The organism is Micromonospora sp. 067-2, assembly GCF_046549295.1.
Lineage (GTDB): Bacteria > Actinomycetota > Actinomycetes > Mycobacteriales > Micromonosporaceae > Micromonospora.
On sequence record NZ_JAJPWB010000007.1, the window covers coordinates 133,950 to 151,400 of the forward strand.

Annotated in this window: 9 protein-coding genes; all 9 read right to left on the bottom strand. The window is 74.6% G+C overall.

Annotated elements, in window-relative coordinates:
• Positions 1–13 precede the first annotated feature (13 nt).
• The 9 genes from ACLJN9_RS18315 to ACLJN9_RS18355 all read right to left on the bottom strand — a co-directional run bounded on the left by ACLJN9_RS18315 (position 14) and on the right by ACLJN9_RS18355 (position 17,438).
• Entirely contained in the window at positions 14–3,532 is a 3,519-nt protein-coding gene (locus ACLJN9_RS18315; protein ID WP_410812632.1) for an amino acid adenylation domain-containing protein, read from the bottom strand.
• A complete protein-coding gene (locus tag ACLJN9_RS18320; protein ID WP_410812633.1) occupies positions 3,529–5,838 on the bottom strand; it encodes a lantibiotic dehydratase in 2,310 nt (769 codons plus the stop codon). The genes ACLJN9_RS18315 and ACLJN9_RS18320 overlap by 4 nt, the downstream gene beginning before the upstream one ends.
• Positions 5,835–8,981 carry a thioesterase domain-containing protein gene (locus ACLJN9_RS18325; protein WP_410812634.1) on the bottom strand — a complete coding sequence of 1,049 codons (3,147 nt, stop codon included), beginning with the start codon at positions 8,979–8,981 and terminating at the stop codon, positions 5,835–5,837. The genes ACLJN9_RS18320 and ACLJN9_RS18325 overlap by 4 nt, the downstream gene beginning before the upstream one ends.
• On the bottom strand, positions 8,978–12,496 hold the full coding sequence (locus tag ACLJN9_RS18330; protein ID WP_410812635.1) for an AMP-binding protein: 3,519 nt from the start codon (positions 12,494–12,496) through the stop codon (positions 8,978–8,980). The genes ACLJN9_RS18325 and ACLJN9_RS18330 overlap by 4 nt, the downstream gene beginning before the upstream one ends.
• A gap of 307 nt (positions 12,497–12,803) precedes the next feature.
• Positions 12,804–13,211 carry a DUF2267 domain-containing protein gene (locus ACLJN9_RS18335; RefSeq protein WP_410812636.1) on the bottom strand — a complete coding sequence of 136 codons (408 nt, stop codon included), beginning with the start codon at positions 13,209–13,211 and terminating at the stop codon, positions 12,804–12,806.
• 541 nt (positions 13,212–13,752) lie between these two features.
• Positions 13,753–14,151: an NUDIX hydrolase gene (locus ACLJN9_RS18340; protein ID WP_410812637.1), complete on the bottom strand. Its 399-nt coding sequence runs from the start codon at positions 14,149–14,151 to the stop codon at positions 13,753–13,755.
• 76 nt (positions 14,152–14,227) lie between these two features.
• Positions 14,228–15,583, bottom strand: a complete 1,356-nt coding sequence (locus ACLJN9_RS18345; protein ID WP_410812638.1) for an MGH1-like glycoside hydrolase domain-containing protein — start codon at positions 15,581–15,583, stop codon at positions 14,228–14,230.
• Positions 15,580–16,401 (bottom strand): sugar phosphate isomerase/epimerase family protein, encoded by an 822-nt coding sequence (locus ACLJN9_RS18350; RefSeq protein WP_410812639.1) that lies wholly within the window; start codon positions 16,399–16,401, stop codon positions 15,580–15,582. Before ACLJN9_RS18350 ends, ACLJN9_RS18345 begins: the two co-directional genes overlap by 4 nt.
• Complete coding sequence (locus ACLJN9_RS18355) at positions 16,398–17,438, bottom strand: zinc-dependent alcohol dehydrogenase (protein WP_410812640.1); 1,041 nt, start codon at positions 17,436–17,438, stop codon at positions 16,398–16,400. Before ACLJN9_RS18355 ends, ACLJN9_RS18350 begins: the two co-directional genes overlap by 4 nt.
• Positions 17,439–17,451 lie beyond the last annotated feature (13 nt).

Sequence of the window (17,451 nt, forward strand, 5' to 3'; positions counted from 1 at the left end):
AGGCTGTCCTTCGTCACGCGGTGCCGCCGGGGCGGCGGGGAGGAATACGACGGGTACGGCTGCGGCGGGCGGCGGCGCGCAGGGCGGCCCGCGCCAACTCGGGCCGGTCGGCGGCGCCGTCGAGGCTGGCGGCGAGGGCCCGGACGGTGGGGTGGCGGAACAGGTCGAGCATCGGAATGGACCGGCCGGTGGCGGCGGTCAGCCGGGCGTGCACGGCGGCGAGCGCCAGGGAGTGCCCGCCGATGTCGAAGAAGTTGTCGGTCACTCCGACCCGGTCGCGTTCCAGCACCTCCCGCCAGATTCCGGCGATCAGCTCCTCGGTCTCGGTGAGCCCGTCCGGGCCGGCGGGCATCAGCCCGGGCGGGGGGCCGGCCGCGTCGCCACCGGCGACGGTCATCGCGCCGAGCTGCGGCACCTGCACGGTGGGCCGGGGCAGCGCGGCGGCCACCTCGCGGACCGGCGCGTCCGGCGCCGCCGCCAGCTCGCCCACCAGGTCGGCCAGGTCGGCGAGCAGGTCGTCGACGCGCCCGGCATCGAACAGGTCCGGGTTGTAGACCACCTCGACGCCGGTACGCCCCGGGTGCTGCACCACGTAGACGGTGATGTCGAACGGCGACCCCGGCTTGGGCACCGGCACCGGCTCCACGGTCAGCCCGGTCAGCGTCAGCTCGGGTGGTGCGAAGTTGAGCACGTTGAACAGCACCTGCACCAGCGGCGCGCGGGCGGTGTCCCGGCCGACGCCGAGCGCCTCGACGATGCGTTCCAGGGGCGCACCGGGGTGTGCGGTGGCCTCGTGCAGCTCCCCGGCGCACCGGTCGACCAGCTCGGCGAAGCTCACCCCGCCGGTACGGACCCGCACCGGCACCGTGTCGATGAAGAAGCCGATCACGTCGTCGAAGGCGGCCAGCCGCCGGTCGGCGACGATCGCGCCGAGCACGTGGTCGTCGCCGCCGGTGAGCCGCGCGATCAGTTCACCGAAGGCGGCCAGCAGCACGGCGGCGACCGTGGTGCCGCGCCGCGCGGCCAGGTCGCGGACCGCGCGGTCGGTGTCGGCGGGCAGCCGGATGGCCGCCTCCGCCCCGGCGTAGGTCTGCACGGTCGGCCGGGGCCGGTCCCGAGGCAGGTCCAGCACCGTCGGCACGCCGTCCAGGTGCCCGGTCCACCAGGCCAGGTCGGTCGCGCCGCGCAGCCGGTCCCGCTCGGCACGCCACACCGCGTAGTCGGCGTAGCGGGCGGGCAGCTCCGGCAGCGTCGGCGCGTGGCCGGCCACCGCCTGCGCGTACCCGGCGGCCAGGTCGTCGTAGCAGACCCGCTCGGACCAGCCGTCGAAGACGGCGTGGTGCCAGGTGGCGGCCAGCACGTGCTCGGCCGGGCCGAGCCGGTAGACGGTCACCTGCCAGGGCGGCCCGGTGGCCAGGTCGAAGCGGTGCGCGGCGCCGGCGGCGAGCATCCGGGCCAGCTCCGCCACCGGCTCGGCGCTGCCGGTCAGGTCGACCACCGGCACCGCCACGTCGGTCGGCTCGGCGCAGACCGCGTACGGCACGCCCGCGGTCTGCGGGATCCGCCAGCGCAGCACGTCGTGCCGCTCGGCGACGGCCCGCAGCGCCGTACCGAGTGCGGCCGTGTCCAGCGGGCCGTGCAGGCGGTGCGCCACCGCGATGTTGTAGGGCGCGCTGGACGGCGCGAGCTGGTCGACGAACCAGAGGCGTCGCTGCGGCGGGGAGAGGGTGGGCGGGTTGCCGGTGCGCAGCCCGTCGACGCCGGCCGGAGCGGCGGCCACCCGCTCGGCCAGCCGGCCGAAGGTGCGCTCGGTGAACACCTCGCGGGTGTCGACCTGGCGGCCCAGTTCGGCGCGGAGCGCGGCGACCAGGCGCATCGCCGCGATGGAGTTGCCGCCGGCGGCGAGGAAGTCGGTCGCCGGCTCGGGTGCCGCGCCGAGCAGCCGGGTCCAGATGCCGGCCACCGCAGCCGTCACGGACCCGGCCGGGGCAGCCGCGGCAACGGCGGCCGGCGCGGGGACGCTGGCGGCGGCCAGCGCGCGCAGCGCCGGCCGGTCCAGCTTGCCGCTGACCGGGCTGACCGGCAGCGTGGCCTGACGCAGCACCCGGGCCGGCAGCATCGCCGTGGTCAGCCGACTGCCGGCGTACGCGCGCAGCCGGGCATCATCGGGCGCGTCCAACGGGCTGAGGAACGCGACCAGCTCGACACCGGCCGGGCCGGGTACCGCCTCGACGGCGACCCCGGTCACCCCGGGCAGGTCGGCCAGCACCGCCTCCACCTCGCCCAGCTCGATGCGCTGACCGCGGATCTTGACCTGCCGGTCGGCACGGCCCAGGTAGACGATCCGGCCGTCCGGGTCGTGGCGGACCAGGTCGCCGGTGCGGTACAGGCGCTCCCCGGACAGCCCGGAGAACGGGTCCGGAACGAAACGCTCGGCGGTCAGCCCGGCCCGGTCCAGGTAGCCGTCGGCCAGCCCGGGGCCGCCGATCAGCAGCTCACCTGTCTCGCCCGTCGGCACCGGGTCCAGCGTCGCGTCCACCACGTACGCCCGGTGGTTGGGCAGCGGCCGGCCGATCGGCAGCGGATCGGTCTCGCTGGCACTCAGCGGGCCGCTGACCGCCAGCACCGTCGTCTCGGTGGGACCGTAGCCGTTGAGGAAGCGCCGACCGGGCGCCCAGCGGGCGGCCAGCGCGGCCGGCACCACCTCACCACCGCACAGCACGGTGCGCCACCCGGGCAGCTCGGCCGGTTCCAGCATGGACAACACGGTGGGCGTGACGAAACCCCAGTTGACCTCGTGCGCGGCGATGAACCGGGCCAGCCGCACCGGGTCCGCGCGGTCCTCGGCGCCGAGCAGCTGCACCGAGCCGCCCAGCAGCAGCGGCACGAACAGGTCCATGGTGGCCGCGTCGAAGCCGAGCGAGGCGATGCCGAGGCTGCGTACGCCGGCGTCGGCGCCGGTGCTCGCCACCACGCCGGTGACGAACTCGACGACGTTGCGGTGGCTGGTGAGCACCCCCTTCGGTCGGCCGGTCGAGCCCGAGGTGAACAGCACGTACGCCGGGTCGCCCGGACGGGCCGGGCAGGGCGTGAGGATGCCCGGGCCGGGCAGCCCGACCGCCTCGACGCCGGGCTGGTCGCCGAACTCCGCCACGGCGGCGTCGCCGACCACCAGGGACACGCCCGCGTCGGCGGCGATCCCGCGTAGCCGCCGACGTGGGCCGCCCGGCTCCAGCGGCACGTAGCAACCGCCGGCCAGCAACACCCCCAGCACGGTGGCGACCAACTCGGGCCGACGGGTGCCGCACACCCCCACCCGGGTCTGTCGGCCGACACCCCGGGCACGCAGCGCGGCGGCCACCCCGGCGGCCTCGGACAGCAGCTCGGCGTAGCTGCGCCGGTCGTCCCACTGCCGGACCGCGACCGCGTCCGGCGTACGGGCGGCCTGCGCGACCACCAGCTCGGCGATCGTCGTGTCCGGCCAGGGCAGCGACTCACCCCGTACCGCGCTGACGGACAGGACGCCGGTCATCCGTTCCCCCCGGGGTAGCTGCTCGGATCGGTGATCTGCAGGCGTAGCTCGTTGACGTAGCCGTGGCCCGACGCGTCGGTCACCCAGCTGTCGGTGGGTGCCGGTAGCAGCTCGCTGACCACGAGCGTCACGTCCTGCCCCTGGCGGGCCGCGGCGTCGACCAGGGCGCACAGCGACTGGGCGTAGAGCGGGCCGGTCAGGTCCACATAGCAGGGCTTGACCTCGGTGCCGAGCTTCACGAACACCCGCTCCGGCAGGCCGAGCGAGGCCCGCCAGCGGCGCACCGCGAGGAATCGACCCGCCTCCCCCTTCACCCCGGCCAGGCCGCTGTCCCCGACCGTGGTCCGCCAGGTCCGCCGGGCCACCACCAGCCGGTCGATGGTGATCCGGGGCGTGTGCGGCGCCGGGTCGAGCAGCTTGAAGCTGTCCAGCAGCAGCGAGCCGAGCAGGTTGGCGAAGACCTCCATCAGCGGCCAGCGGCTGCCGTCGGGCAGCACCGCCGCCAGTCGGTCGCCGTCGGGCACCACCCGCACCTCGGTCGCCGGAACCAACCGGTCGATCTCGCCGCCCCGGGCCGTGTCGATGCCGAGCTGCCGGTCGGCCGGGCTGGTCAGCCCGTACGTGGTGCGGGTGGTCACGCGGGGGAAGCCCTCCGGATAGAGCACCCGGACGCGGGCCGGGCCGAGGTCCGCGTCCAGCCCGGCGCGCAGCGCCGCCGGATCGGGGTGGAACGGCGTGAAGACCGCGCTGTCGAAGGGGACGTGCGCCGGGTGCAGTTCGCCGAGCACGAGCAGGAACTCGCCCCGGTTCAGCGCCGCCAGGTCGACGGCGCTGATCTGCACGTCCGGGCTGTGGATCCGGGCGGACGGCCAGCCGGGCGACTCGGCCGGGAAGATCGAGCGCACCCGGTCGGCCAGCTCCGCGCTGTGCAACCGCAGCTCGGTCTGCCCCGCTGGCAGCGCCGCCAGGTCGAACAGCTCCGCCCACCGGGTGGTGAAACCGGCGCCGGCGGTGGCCAGTGGCCCGTCCGGTGCCATCAGCAGCCCCTGGGCCAGCGACCAGACGTCGGCCAGCCGCACCGGCCCGTCGGCGCGTAGCTCCTCGTACAGCTCGGCGAGGAGCCGTTCGCAGGCCGCGCCGATCTCGGCGGTCAGCCACCGCGCGGCCTGCAGCAACACGGCCAGCGGCGCGGCAAGGGCGTCGAGCACCGCCGCGCCCACGGTGACGATGAGATCCCGGGCGGTCTCCTCGTAGACGACGGTGCGACCGACGTACATCTGACCGGCCTGTCGGGTGGCCGGCCGGCCGGTGACCTCGGTGAACTCCGCGTTCAGTGCCTCCAGTGCCGCGCCCAGCCGGTCCGGGTCGCCGGCCGCCCCGGCGACCGCGTCGCGAGCGGCGCAGAGCCGGTCGAAGCCGTCGGTCACCTCGGCGCGCAGCGCGGGATCGTCGATCGCGGCCAGCCGCTCCCGCAGCACGTGCTCCGCCCGCGGGCTGATCGGCAGACCGGCGTCCCAGGTCAGCAGGCCACGCTCGACCAGACGGTCGAGCTGCAGGTACGCGTCGGCGGCGGAGCGCAGGCCGGCGTCCCGGTCGGCGAGTATCCCCTCGACCAGCCGCAGCGCCGGGGTACGCCCGTCACAGCCGGCCAGCAGCCGCGCCTCCAGCACGGACAGCTCCACCGGCGGGTGCAGCGGCCGGTGCAGGCTCCGGTCGTGGACGCTCAGGTGCGGCGCCAGCGCCGGCGCCCACCAGCGGCGCACGTCCAGGTCGTCGGCGAGCCGATCGGCGTACGCGATCAACGCCCACGCCTCGAAGTGCACCTGCCGACCCGACAGCAGCGACGGCCCCGGACGCAGCCGGGTCGACTCCTCGCCGGGGTCGAGGGCGCCCCAGCACACCGGGCCGAAGAAGCCGATCGTCTCGGCCTTGCCGCAGTAGCGCTGCCAGTAGCGCAGCAGGCTCAGCTCGCGCCGACGCCGCCAGTGGTTGCGCACCGACGGGTCGGTGCGCAGCAGCCCGTCCAGGGCGGTCAACATGGCAGGGTTCTGCCAGGTGACCGCCTCGCGCAGGAGCGGGTCGGCGGCGATCCGGCCGGCGGTCGTCGACGCCTCGGCCAGGGCCTCGGCGAACGTCTTGTCGAACAGCTCGGCCGTGTCCGCGCCGGCCAGTAGCGCGTCCGCGGCGGCGGCGGCGTCCGGAGCGGCGAAGGCGGCCAGGCCGTCCGCCGGGAAGCCGGCGGTACGCAGCACCACGTCGCGCCACACCGACCAGCCCGTCGCGCCGAGGGGTATCAGGTGGTTCATCGGGTCAACTCCGGCTCGTCGGTGTCCACGATGTGCAGTCGCAGCTCGCTGAAGTAGCGCCGGCCCGCGGCGTCGGGCACCCACGCGTCCTGCGGGGTCGGCAGCATCTCGCTGACCACCAACGTCGTGTCCTCGCCACCGTCGCGCTGCGCCGACCGGACCATCGAGCAGAACATGGCGGCGTACGCGGGGCTGCTCAGGTCGACGAAGCAGGGCTTGGTCTCGGTGCCGAGCTTGACGTACACCTGCTCGGGCAGCCCGAGTCGACGCCGCCAGGCCCGTACCGCGAGGAAGCGGGTCCGCTCCCCGAGCGCCGGGCCGAGGCCGCTCGCGCCGACGGTGGTACGCCAGGTCTGCCGGGCCACCACCAGTCGATCGAGGGTGATCCGCGGGGTGTACGGCGCGGCGGCGACCAGCTTGAACCCGTCCACGGCGTGCGTGCTGAGCAGGCCGGCACACACCTCGGCCAGCGGCCAGAACTGCCCGTCGTCGGCGGCGACCACCAGGTGGCCGTCCTCGTCCCGAACGGTCAACGCCACGGTGGGCAGCACCCGCTCCGGCTCGGCGTTCGGCGCGGGCGCGAAGGCCAACTGCCGGTCGGTCGGGCCGATCAGGGCCTCGGCGACCCGACTGGTGCGCCGTGGCCAGTCGGTGGGATAGAGCAGCCGGATCCGGCGTGGACCCAGGTCGGTCGTCAGCGCGGCCCGCAGCCGCTCCACGTCCGGGTGCGACGGGGTGAACACCTGGCAGTCGAACGACGGCCAGGCGGCGTGCAGCTCGCCGAGCACGACGGTGTAGTCGCCGCGGGCGAGCGCGTCCGCATCGGCCGCGCAGATCTGCAGGTCGGGGCTGTGCAGCCGCGCGGTGGACCAACCCGGCCGGACGGTCGGGAAGACCTCGTCGACCCGGGCGGCGAGGTCCGCGACGTCCAGCCGTACGTCGGTGCTGCCCGGCGGCAGGTCGGCCAACCCGAACAGCCCGGCCCACCGGGCGGCGAACTCACCGGCCACCGCGTCGACCGGGCGCGGCCCACCGCCCCAGAAGAGACCCTGCACCAGGAACCACAGGTCGGACAGGGGCACCGGCGCGTCGCCGGCCTCGGCCCGCAACTCCTCGTACAGGTCACGGAACACCGTCGCGTACGCCTCGTCCAGCGCGCCGGCCAGCCAGCGGGCGGCCCGCAGCAGCACGGCCAGTGGCGCGGCGACGCCGTCCAGCAGCGGCGCGCCGAAGACCACGTCCAGGTCCCGGCTGGTGTCCTCGTAGCAGAGCGTCCGGCCGGCGTACATCTGCCCGGCCCGGCGCTGTGCGGGCTGCCCGGTGAGGTCGGTGAACGTCTCGTCGAGCGCGTCCAGTGCGGCGCGCAGCCGGTCCGGATCGCCGGCGGCGGCGGCGACCGCGTCCCGGCCGGCGCACAGCCGGTCGAAGCCGGCCTGGGCGGCGACCCGGGCCGGGCCGTCGCCGACCTGGCCGATCCGCTGCCGCAGCACCTCCTCGGCGCCGGGGCTCACCGGCAGGGCGGCGTCCCAGGTGACCAGCTCCCTCTCGACCAGCCGGTCGAGCAGCGCGTACCCGTCCTCGGGTCGACGCAGCCCGATGGCTGGATCGGTGACCAGGTCGCGTGCCGGGCGGTGGCCGCCGACGGCGGCGGCGAGCAGGGCCGCCTCGACCGGAGACAGCGGTACGGGTGGCCGGCCCGGCCGGCGGACCTCCCGGCCGGCGAGGCTCAGCTGCGGTGCGAGCCGGGGCGCCCACCACCGGCGTACCGCGTGGTCCTCGCCGATCCGCTGCGCGTACGCGCTCAGCGCCCAGGACTCGAACCACACCCAGCGGCGGCGGGTCAGCACCGCGCCCGGGCGCACCTCGGCGGCGACCGGCAGGTCGGGATCGAGGGTGACCCAGCAGCTCGGGCCGAAGAAGCCGACGGTCTCGTTCTTGCCGCAGTAGCGCTGCCAGTACTTCAGCACGGCCCGTTCGCGGTCGCGTCGGCGAACGTTGCGGGGGGCGTCCGGGCCTCCGGTCACCAGCCCGTCGAGCGCGACCAGCGCGTTGCGGTTCTGCCAGGTGACCGCCTCGCGCAGCAGCGGGTCGGCGGCCAGTTCGGTGAGCCGCCGGCCGGCGGTGGACACCGCCTCGGCGAACTCCTTGTCGAACAGTTCGGCACCGATGCCGCTCTCCAGCAGCTCGTCGGCGGCCGCGGAGGCCTGCGGGGCGGCCAGCATCATCAGCCCGTCGGCGGGAAAGCCGGTGCTGCGCAGGATGGCGTCGCGCCACACCGACCAGCCGGTGTTGCCCAGCGGCACCCGGTGCCCGTCGACCGGTCGGTCCGGGTCGGCAACGGACGCGGCCCGGTCCGGGTCGGCGCGGAGCGCGGCGGTCAGGTCGGCGCGGAGCGCGGCGGTCAGGTCGGCGCGGAGCGCGGCGGTCAGGTCGGCGCGGAGGGCGGCGGCCAGCTCGGGCAGCGCGTCGTGCAGGAAGAAGTGCCCGCCGTCCAGCTCGTACAGGAAGAAACCGGCGGCGGTGTGCTCCCGCCAGGCGGCGCTGTGGTCCCGGGTCACGGCCCGGTCGTCGCGGCCGGTGAACGCCACGATCGGCACCGGCAGCGGCTCCTCGGGCCGGTACCGGTAGCCGTCCACCCGTTCGAAGTCGGCGCGCAGCAGCGGCAGCAGCAGCTCGACCAGTTCGGGATGCTCCAGCACCTCGGCGGGCAGCCCGCCACCGACGCTCAGGCGGCGCAGCAGCTCCTCGTCGTCCACCCGGGACAGCCCGTCGAAGACGCTGGGCGCGGTGACGTGTGGTGCGCGGGCACCGCCGACGTAGAGGCGCAGTGGCAACGGGAGCCCGGCGCGGCGCAGCTCGCGGACCACCTCGAAGCCGAGCCGGCCGCCCATCGAGTGCCCGTAGAGGGCGTATGGGCCGTCGACCAGCTCGGCGATGGCGCCGGCCACGTCGACCACCCGGAAGCGGGGGTCCTCGCTGATCCGGTTCTCCCGGCCGGGCAGCTGCACCGGCAGCACCGCGACGTCCGGGCCGAGCCGGTCGGGGAAGTGGCGGAACGCGCTGGCACCGGCACCCGCGTAGGGCAGGCAGAACAACCGCACCGGTGCCGGATCGCGGCTGCCGGCGGAGAGGAACCAGTTCACCGCACACCTTTCTGAGGGGGGTCGATCCAGTACCGCTGCCGCTGGAAGGGGTAGGTGGGCAGCGAGGTGCGCCGGATGCCGCCGGGCGGGTGCAGGGCCGTCCAGTCGAGGCCACGGCCGGCGACCCAGTCGGCGGCCAGCTCGCGCAGCGCGCCGGCGGGGCCGGCCACCCGGGCGTTGGTGCTCAGCAGCTCGTCCAGCGCGGCGAGCGCCGTGGCCGGGTCGGTGGCGACCACGGCGGCCCGGCAGTCGAACTCGCGCCGGCCCAACGCCAGCGTCGCGGCGACGTCGGCGAGAACGGGCGCGGTGGAGGCCAGGTGTCGCCGCAGCCGGGTCAGTGCCGCGCGCAGCGCCACCGGGGTACGCGCCGAGACCGGCAGGACCTGCGCACCGGCCGGACCGCTCTCGACCGGCTCGGTCGGGGGCGGTTGCTCCACCACGATGTGCGCGTTGGTGCCCCCCAGCCCGAACGAGCTGACCCCGGCCACCCGGCGCGGCACGTCCGGCCAGTCGCGCGCCTTGGTCGGTACGTAGAACGGGCCGGCGGCCAGGTCGACCTCCGGGTGGGGTCGGGTGAAGTGCAGGTTCGGCGGAATGACTCCGTGCTGCACGGCGAGCACCGCCTTGATCAACCCGGCGATGCCGGCGGCGGCGTCGAGGTGGCCGATGCTGGTCTTCACCGAGCCGAGGGCGCACGTCTCGGCGGGCGCGGCACCCTGGTACACCTCGTGCAGCGCGGCCACCTCGATGGCATCGCCGAGCGGGGTGCCGCTGCCGTGCGCCTCGACGAGGCGGACCTCACCGGGGGCGACCTCGGCGGCGGCGAGCGCGCCGGACACCGCGGCGGCCTGACCGGCCGGCCCGGGAACGGCGTAACCGGCGCGGTCGGCGCCGTCGTTGGTGACCGCCCAGCCGGGCAGGATGGCGAGGACCCGGTCGCCGTCGGCCTGCGCGTCGGCGAGCCGGCGCAGCGCCACCACTCCGACGCCGGAGCCGAAACCGGCGCCCTGGGCGGCCTCGTCGAAGGCTCGGCAGCGGCCGTCGGGTGAGGCCAGGCCGCCGGGCGTGTGCCGGTGCCGGGGCCAGGTCACGCTCACGCCGCCGGCCAGGGCGATGTCGCACTGGTAGTCGGCCAGGCTCTGTGCGGCGAGGCAGACCGCGACCAGCGAACTGGAGCAGGCGCTCTGCACCGCCACCGCCGGCCCGGTCAGACCCAGCCGGTAGGCGACCTGGCCGGGCAGGTGGTCGGTGAGTTGCCGACCGACCAGCCGGGCCTCCCAGTCGTCCGGGTCGACGTCGCCGACGACGGCCGGGTTGTCCATGAGGTGGAACAGGAAGTAGCGGTTGACCGAGGTGGCGCCGTACACGCCGACCAGGCCGGGGAACCGGGCCGGGTCGTGCCCGGCGTCCTCCAGCGCCTCCCACGCGGTCTCCAGGAACAGTCGGTGCTGCGGGTCGGTGCGGGCGGCCTCCCGGTCGCCGAAGGAGAAGAAGTCCGCGTCGAAGTCGGCGATCCCGTCGAGCCGGCCGGTGGCCTTGACGTGTCGGGGGTCGGCACGCAGCGCGGGGCCGACGCCCAGCGCGGCCAGCTCCTCGTCGCTGTGGTCGTGGATGGCGTCCACGCCGGCGCACAGGTTCCACCAGAAGGTGGCGAGATCCGGAGCACCGGGGAACCGGCCGGCGAGGCCCACCACGGCGATCTCGTCACCGGTGTGGTCGCGCAGGCCGACCGACGCGGCGGACGGGCCGGCGGCGCCCGGCGACACGACGGCCGGGATCGTCGTCGGGGTGACCACAGGCGCGGGCGGCGGGGTCGTTGGCGCCGGCGGGTCGACCAGCCGGGCCTGGGCGACCACGGTCGGGTGGTCGAAGAGCCGCAGCAACGGCACCGCCACACCGAACCGTTCGGCGAGCCGCTGCTGCACCTGACCGAGCAGCAGGGACTGCCCGCCGACGTCGAAGAAGCTGTCGGTGCGTCCCACGGCGTCCCGGCCGAGCACGTCACACCAGATGTCGTGCACGATCCGCTCGGTCGGGGTGGCGGGCTCGTCCCCGGGCGGCACCGCTCGGGCCGGATCCGGCAGGGCTCTCTCGTCGATCTTCCCGCTGACGGTCAGCGGAAACTCGGCGACCGGTACGACGGCCCGGGGCAGCGCGTACTCAGGCAGTTGCCGGGCCAGGGCCGCCCGCAGTGTCGCCGGATCCACCGGCGCACCGGCCGGCCGGACGTACGCCAGCAGCTCACCGTCGCGCGCGATGGCCCGTACCTCGGCGATGCCCGGCTCGGCGGCGAGCACCGTCTCGATCTCGGTCAACTCGACCCGGAACCCGCGCACCTTGACCTGCCGGTCGAGCCGGCCGAGGCAGCGCAGCTCACCGGTGGGCAGCAGCTCACCCAGGTCGCCGGTGCGGTACACCGGCACACCGTCGGAGTCGTGGCCGAACCGGTCGCTGTCCTGGTCGAGGTAGCCGGGGGCGAGGTGCCGGCTGCGCACGACGATCTCGCCGTCCGGTGCCAGCCGCAAGGCGTAACCGGGTAGGGCGGTGCCGATCGGCAGCGGGCCGGTGGTCCCGGGACCGACGTCGGCCAGCGGCAGCGCGTACCGGGCGGCGAAGGTCATCTCGGTGGCGCCGTAGCCGTTGACCAGGATGCAGCCCGGTGCGAAGCGGCCCCGGGCGCGGGCGATGTCGGCATAGCCGGCCTGCTCGCCGCCGAGCAGCACCACCCGGACCCGGTCCAGCCGCTCGACACCGGGGGTGTCCAACAGGTACCGGTAGACGGTCGGCGTGGAGTGGTAGACGGTCACGCCGTGTCGGGCCAACTGCTCGGCGGCGTACGCCAGCCCGTGCCGCCGCAGATCGACCGGGACGACGGCGGCGCCGGTGAGCAGCGCCGGGAACAGGTCGGGGATGGCCGCGTCGAAGCTGAACGAGGCGAGCAGGCTGAGCCGGTCCTCCGGCCGTAGGTCGAGGGTGGCGATCTGGTTGTCCACCACGTGCGTCAGGTTGCGGTGGCTCTGACCGACCGCCTTGGGCCGACCGGTGGATCCCGAGGTGAACAGCACGTACGCGAGGGCGTCGGGATCCACCGCCACCGGTCGCAGCGGGGCGGGCCGTACGTCGACGGCCGGCACCACCCGCAGGCCGGGCCGATCGGCGGCGAGGCGCCGGGCCAGCTCGGTGTGCTCGCCACCGCAGAGCAGGACGGTGACGTCGGCGCCGTCGAGGAGGTGACGCAGCCGCTGCTCCGGGAAGCCGGGGTCGAGGGGCACATAGGCAGCCCCGGCGGCGAGCGTGCCGAGGATGGCGGCGATGGTGACGGTTCCGTGCGCGGTCAGCAGGCCGACCCGGTCGCCGGATCGTACGCCGGCCGAGGCCAGAAGCTCGGCGTGGCCGCCGGCCAGGGTTGCGAGGCTGGTGTAGTCGAGCGCGACGGTGTCGCTGAGCACGGCGGGATGGTCGGGTCGAGCGGCGGCGGCATCGCCGAAGCGATGGATCAGCGTCGAGTTTTCCATCTCAGCAGGCGCACACCGCTCCATAAGGGACAGACGCGCAGCAGCCGACAAACATGATCATGATCCCCCCCAGGACTTCACAATGGAGAGAGCATATGGCTCGATGCGTATCGCGATAGATCATCGACTAGAGTCGACCCGAAGGGGCGAGCGGCGGATCCCACGAGGGACGGGGAACATCGTCCGATCATCCCCCTGGCGCGGCACGGGATTTTCGCCTAAGGCAATTACCGCCGACGATTCTTCCGTTGCCATTAGTTTGCGCAGTGGAATTTCCCGTGCGATAGAACCTGGGCCGAATGGGTGATCAGTCTCCGACAACCGACGGCGGCACGGGCGCGACCCCACCGTCCGGATCGCGCGGCAACCCCGCCACCATCTCCCGGAACTCCCGCACCGTGACCGCCTCGCGCAGTGTGGCGAAGACCGCGCCCGTGCCGGCCCTCGCGGTCGCCTCGTCGACCCCCGCGCGCTCGCCCACGAGGCGGAGGAATTCGGCAGGCCCGGCGGCCGGCGGCGGCCCTGCCGCGCTCCGGCCCGATCCGCCCACATAGCCGTTCAGGTCATCCGGCAGCCGCCCCGCGAGATCGGTGGTCGGACTGCCGGTCACCCGTTCGGCCATCGTCTGGAGCACGGCACGAGCCACCATGGTGGCCTGCTCGGTCGGTAGCCCGGAGCGCCGGGACACCGCGTCGATGAAGCGGGGAAACCGCACGCCGTCCTCCTGTCCGCCACGGGACCCGCGCTTACCCGTCCGCGGTGGCGACAAACGGCGGAGAGGACGCACCGAGACACCGAGGCACCGACGTCACGTCACCGACGCGCCGGCGTCGGTGACCAGCGCGGCGGCGCGCCAACGCAACGTCCACCGCAGGCCCGGGCCGCCCGACCCCTCCTATTGGGTCCCTGTCGAGCTGCCCCATATCTGGACCCCCGGGTCATCGGAACCGACCACCGACACGGCGTCTCACCTGCCGAACAGACCGCTCGGACATCAGGGCACCGCCACGTCGGCACCGAGCGATCACCCGGCGCCAGCCCACCGACAGAGCAACCGACCCGAGAAGCCAACCAGCGAAGCCCCACATCTGGGGCAGCTCGACACGGATCGACGGAGGCAAGGGGTAGACGAGGGCAAGGGGTAGACGAGGGCAAGGGGTAGACGAGGGCAAGGGGTAAGAGCCAGCACGACTCCATTCCGCGCCGCAGATCCGACCCGGCCACCCACCCACCCAGTCAGTCCGCCAGTCAGTCAGTCAGCGCAGCAGGCCCGCCGACCGCAGGTGGTCGAAGATGAGATGGTCGACCGGCGACGTGCGATAGCGGTCGGCGTATCCGAGCCAAGCTGTCTCGGCGATCTCGTTGGCCGGCCGCAACGTTCCCTCGTATCCCGCCCGGTAGCAGGCCATCCGCACGGTGGTGCCGACCGCGTGACCGTGTGCCTGGGCGGTGAACGTGCCCAGGTGCGTGGCACCGAGCACGTCGACCGCGACGCTCAGCTCCTCCTCGACCTCCCGGCGCAGGGTGTCCAGGTCGGTCTCTCCCGGCTCGCGTTTGCCACCCGGCAGATACCACACGTCCTTGCCCTCGGACCGGGTGCTCAGCACCAGTCCGTCCTGAATGAGGATCCAGGCCACCTTGTCGATCTCGGGCACGCCACCCCTCCTGACCGCTGGGACGGGCACGCTATCACCCGGACCGGTCGGAGCCGCCCAGGGCGCCACGGGTCGGTCAGCCCCGGTCGGGCTCGGGCTCCTCGGCCAGGAGGTCGAGCAGCAGCGCGGCGGTCCAGCCGAACGCGGGTGAGCCCAGCCCGCCGCCGGTGTCCGGGTGGAAGTACTCGTGGCAGCCTGCCCCGGCGACCAGCCCGATCATCGACTGGCGCAACCCCGCGGCCAGCTCGGGATGCCCGTGCGCCAGCAGCCCGCGCCGCACCAGCCAGCCGACGTTCAACCAGCTCGGCCCGCGCCAGTAGCGCAGCGGCTCGAAGTCCGGCGCGGTCCGGTCGTGGCTGGGCAGCGGCCGTTCCATCCGCCGAGCCACGCCGAAGCGCGCCGACCGGGCCTCGACGACCAGCGCGTCGACCTGCCGGGTCGGCAGGTCGGGCAGGATCAGTGGCGCCAGCCCGAGCACGGTACGCGCCGGAATCAGCCGGTCGGTGCGCAGGTCACGGGGGGAGAACGTGCCGGTGGCCGGGTCGTACAGCCGGCGCCCCACGGCCTCGGTGATCCGTGCGGCGCTGGCCCGGTGCGGCCCCGGGTCGGCACCGATGAGCGCGGCGATCCGGGCCAGGACGTGTTCGGCCAGCCCGAACGCCGCGTTGAACAACGGGCATTCCACCAGGAACGGGTGCCCGTCGGCCAGGCCGCGGTCGGAGTAGCCGCGTTCCCGGTAGGAGGCCACGATCGCCAGGTAGCGGGCATAGTCCAGGTCCGTGGGGCGATGCGCGGCGTCGGCGTGGGCGGTGTCGTGCCGGCGGTACGCGCGCATCACCGCCGCCTCGGCCGGCACCGCCGCCATCGGCGCGTCCCAGGCCGGGCTGTTGTCCAGACCGGACTCCCACGGATGCACGATGCAGACCAGCCCGTTTCCGGTCAGGTCCCGCCGGTCGGCCAGGTAGCGCTGCTGGGCGACCAGTGCGGGATAGAGCCGACGCAGGGCCTCCAGGCCGGCGGGACCGGGTGCCCGCCGGTAGGCCAGCCAGGCGGCGAGCGCGTGCACCGGCGGCTGGACAAGGCCGGACGTGTCGGCGGCCGGTGCGCCCTCGGCGCTGGCCGAGGCCCACAGTTCCGGCCCCGGGAAGTACGCGCCGACCCGCATCGCCGGGTTGAACACGATGTGCGGCACCCGCCCGTCGGCCCACTGCGCCCGAAACAGGCTCGTCAGCTCACGCCAGGCCCGCTCGGGACGGACGTGGGCCAGCCCGATCGCGATGAACGCGGAATCCCAGCTCCACTGGTGCGGATAGAGCGTGCGCGACGGCACCGTGTGGTCGTACTCCCAGTTGGTGTCGAGTGTGGCGACCGCGAGCCGGCGCAGCCCGGCGAGATCGGCCGGCCCGCCGGTGCGGGTCGGGGCGGCGGTCATGCGGCGGCCCGCCGGGGCAGCGCGTGCCGCAACACGGTGGCGGCCTGTTGGAGGGCGCGGACCGGGTCACCGCGCAGCCGGCACTCCAGCGCCAGCCAGCCTCGGTAGTCCAGCTCCAGCAGGGTCCGCACCAGCGCCGGCCAGTCCAGGTGCCCGGCACCCGGCTGGTGCCGGTTGGAGTCGCTGACCTGCACGTGCCCGAGGTAGGGCGCGGCACCCCGCAGCGCCCGGTGCAGGTCGTCCTCCTCGATGTTCATGTGGAAGGTGTCGGCGACCACCCGGACCGAGGGCAGCCCGACGGCCGCGCACAGCGCGACGGCCTCGTCGAGCCGATTGACCATGTGGTCCTCGTACCGGTTGAGGGGTTCCAGGAAGAGGGTGACCCCCTCGGCCCGGGCGTGCTCGCCCAGCTCGCCGAGGGCGTCGACGAGCACCCGCCGGTCGCCGGTCGGCTGGCGCGGCGGTTCGAACGGCGGCAGCCGTCGGGAGAACATGCCCCAGGCCGCCGGGGTCATCGCCCCCACGCCGCCCAGTTCGGCGATCACCGACAGTTGGGAGCGCAGGTTGCGCACCGCGTCGGCGGACCGGGCCGGGTCGAAGTCGCCGATGAAGTGGTCCATCTCGACGCAGACGGTGGGCATCACCACCCCGGCGGCGCGGGCCCGGCGCAGCTCGGGCAGCCGGCGGGCGAACGCGAGGTCACCGCGGCCGCGCAGCTCGACGCCCTGATAGCCGAGGGCGGTGGCGAGGGCGTACTTCTGGATCAGGTCGGTGCCCGGCAGGAGCTGCTCCTGGCAGGCCAGCGCGATGGTGGTCATGAGAACCTCAGCACGACTTGGAGGACGTCACCGGCGCCGCGGTCGAGCAGCGCGAGGGCGTCGGCGACCGCGCTGGCGTCGACGATGTGACTGACCAGCGGCAACGGGTCGACGCTGCGCTCAGCCACCAGTTCCATGAAGGTCTGCGAGACCCGGTCACCGGTCCACCGGCCGGCCATGCTCGGCGCGGGAGTGGGACCGGAGATCTGAGCGGCCACCAGCTGGATGCGGTTGTGGTGGAACTCCTCACCGAGGCCGAGGCCGTCGGCCTGGCCCTGGTAGAAGCCGGCGGCCACGACCCGGCCGGCGTGTGCGGTGGACCGGATCGCCTCGTGCAGCGCCGGGTACGCCCCGGACAGCTCCAGGCAGACGTCCGCGCCCCGGCCGCCGGTGGCTCGGCGAAGCACGGCTGCCGGGGACTCGACGCCGGCGTCCACCGCGGACCGCGCGCCGTACCGGGCGGCGTACTCCAGTCGTTCGGGCACCCGGTCCACCGCCACGACCCGTGCGCCGGAGAGCACCGCGAGCCGGGTGGCGAGCAGCCCGATGACGCCCTGCCCGAAGACACCGACCCAGTCACCGAGGTGCAGGTCGCCGGCGAGCACGGCGGTCAGCGCGATGGCGCCGGGCCGGGCGAAGACGGCGGCGAGCGGATCCAGGCCGGCGGGCAGCGGGCGGACCGTCTCGGCGGCCAGCACGGCCTCGGCGCGGTGCCCCCAGATGCCCCACACCATCTGGCCCGGGTGCCGGTCGGTGACTTCCGGGGCCACCTCGACGACCTCGCCGACCTCCTCGTAGCCGAAGCCGATCAGCGGATACGGCACCGGGACCTGACGGGGCACGAACATCCGGGCGGTGTCGTCCCAGTCCTTGCTGAGCCGCGGGTTGCTGCCCCGGTAGAGGGTCAGCTCGGTGCCGGCCGAGATGCCGGAGTAGCAGGTGCGGACCCGGACCTGGCCGGGGCCGAGCGGCTCCGGCGGGCAGGGCTCGAGGCTGATCCGTCGAGGCCCGGCGAGAGAGACAACCCAATTGCCCATGAGTCACATCCCG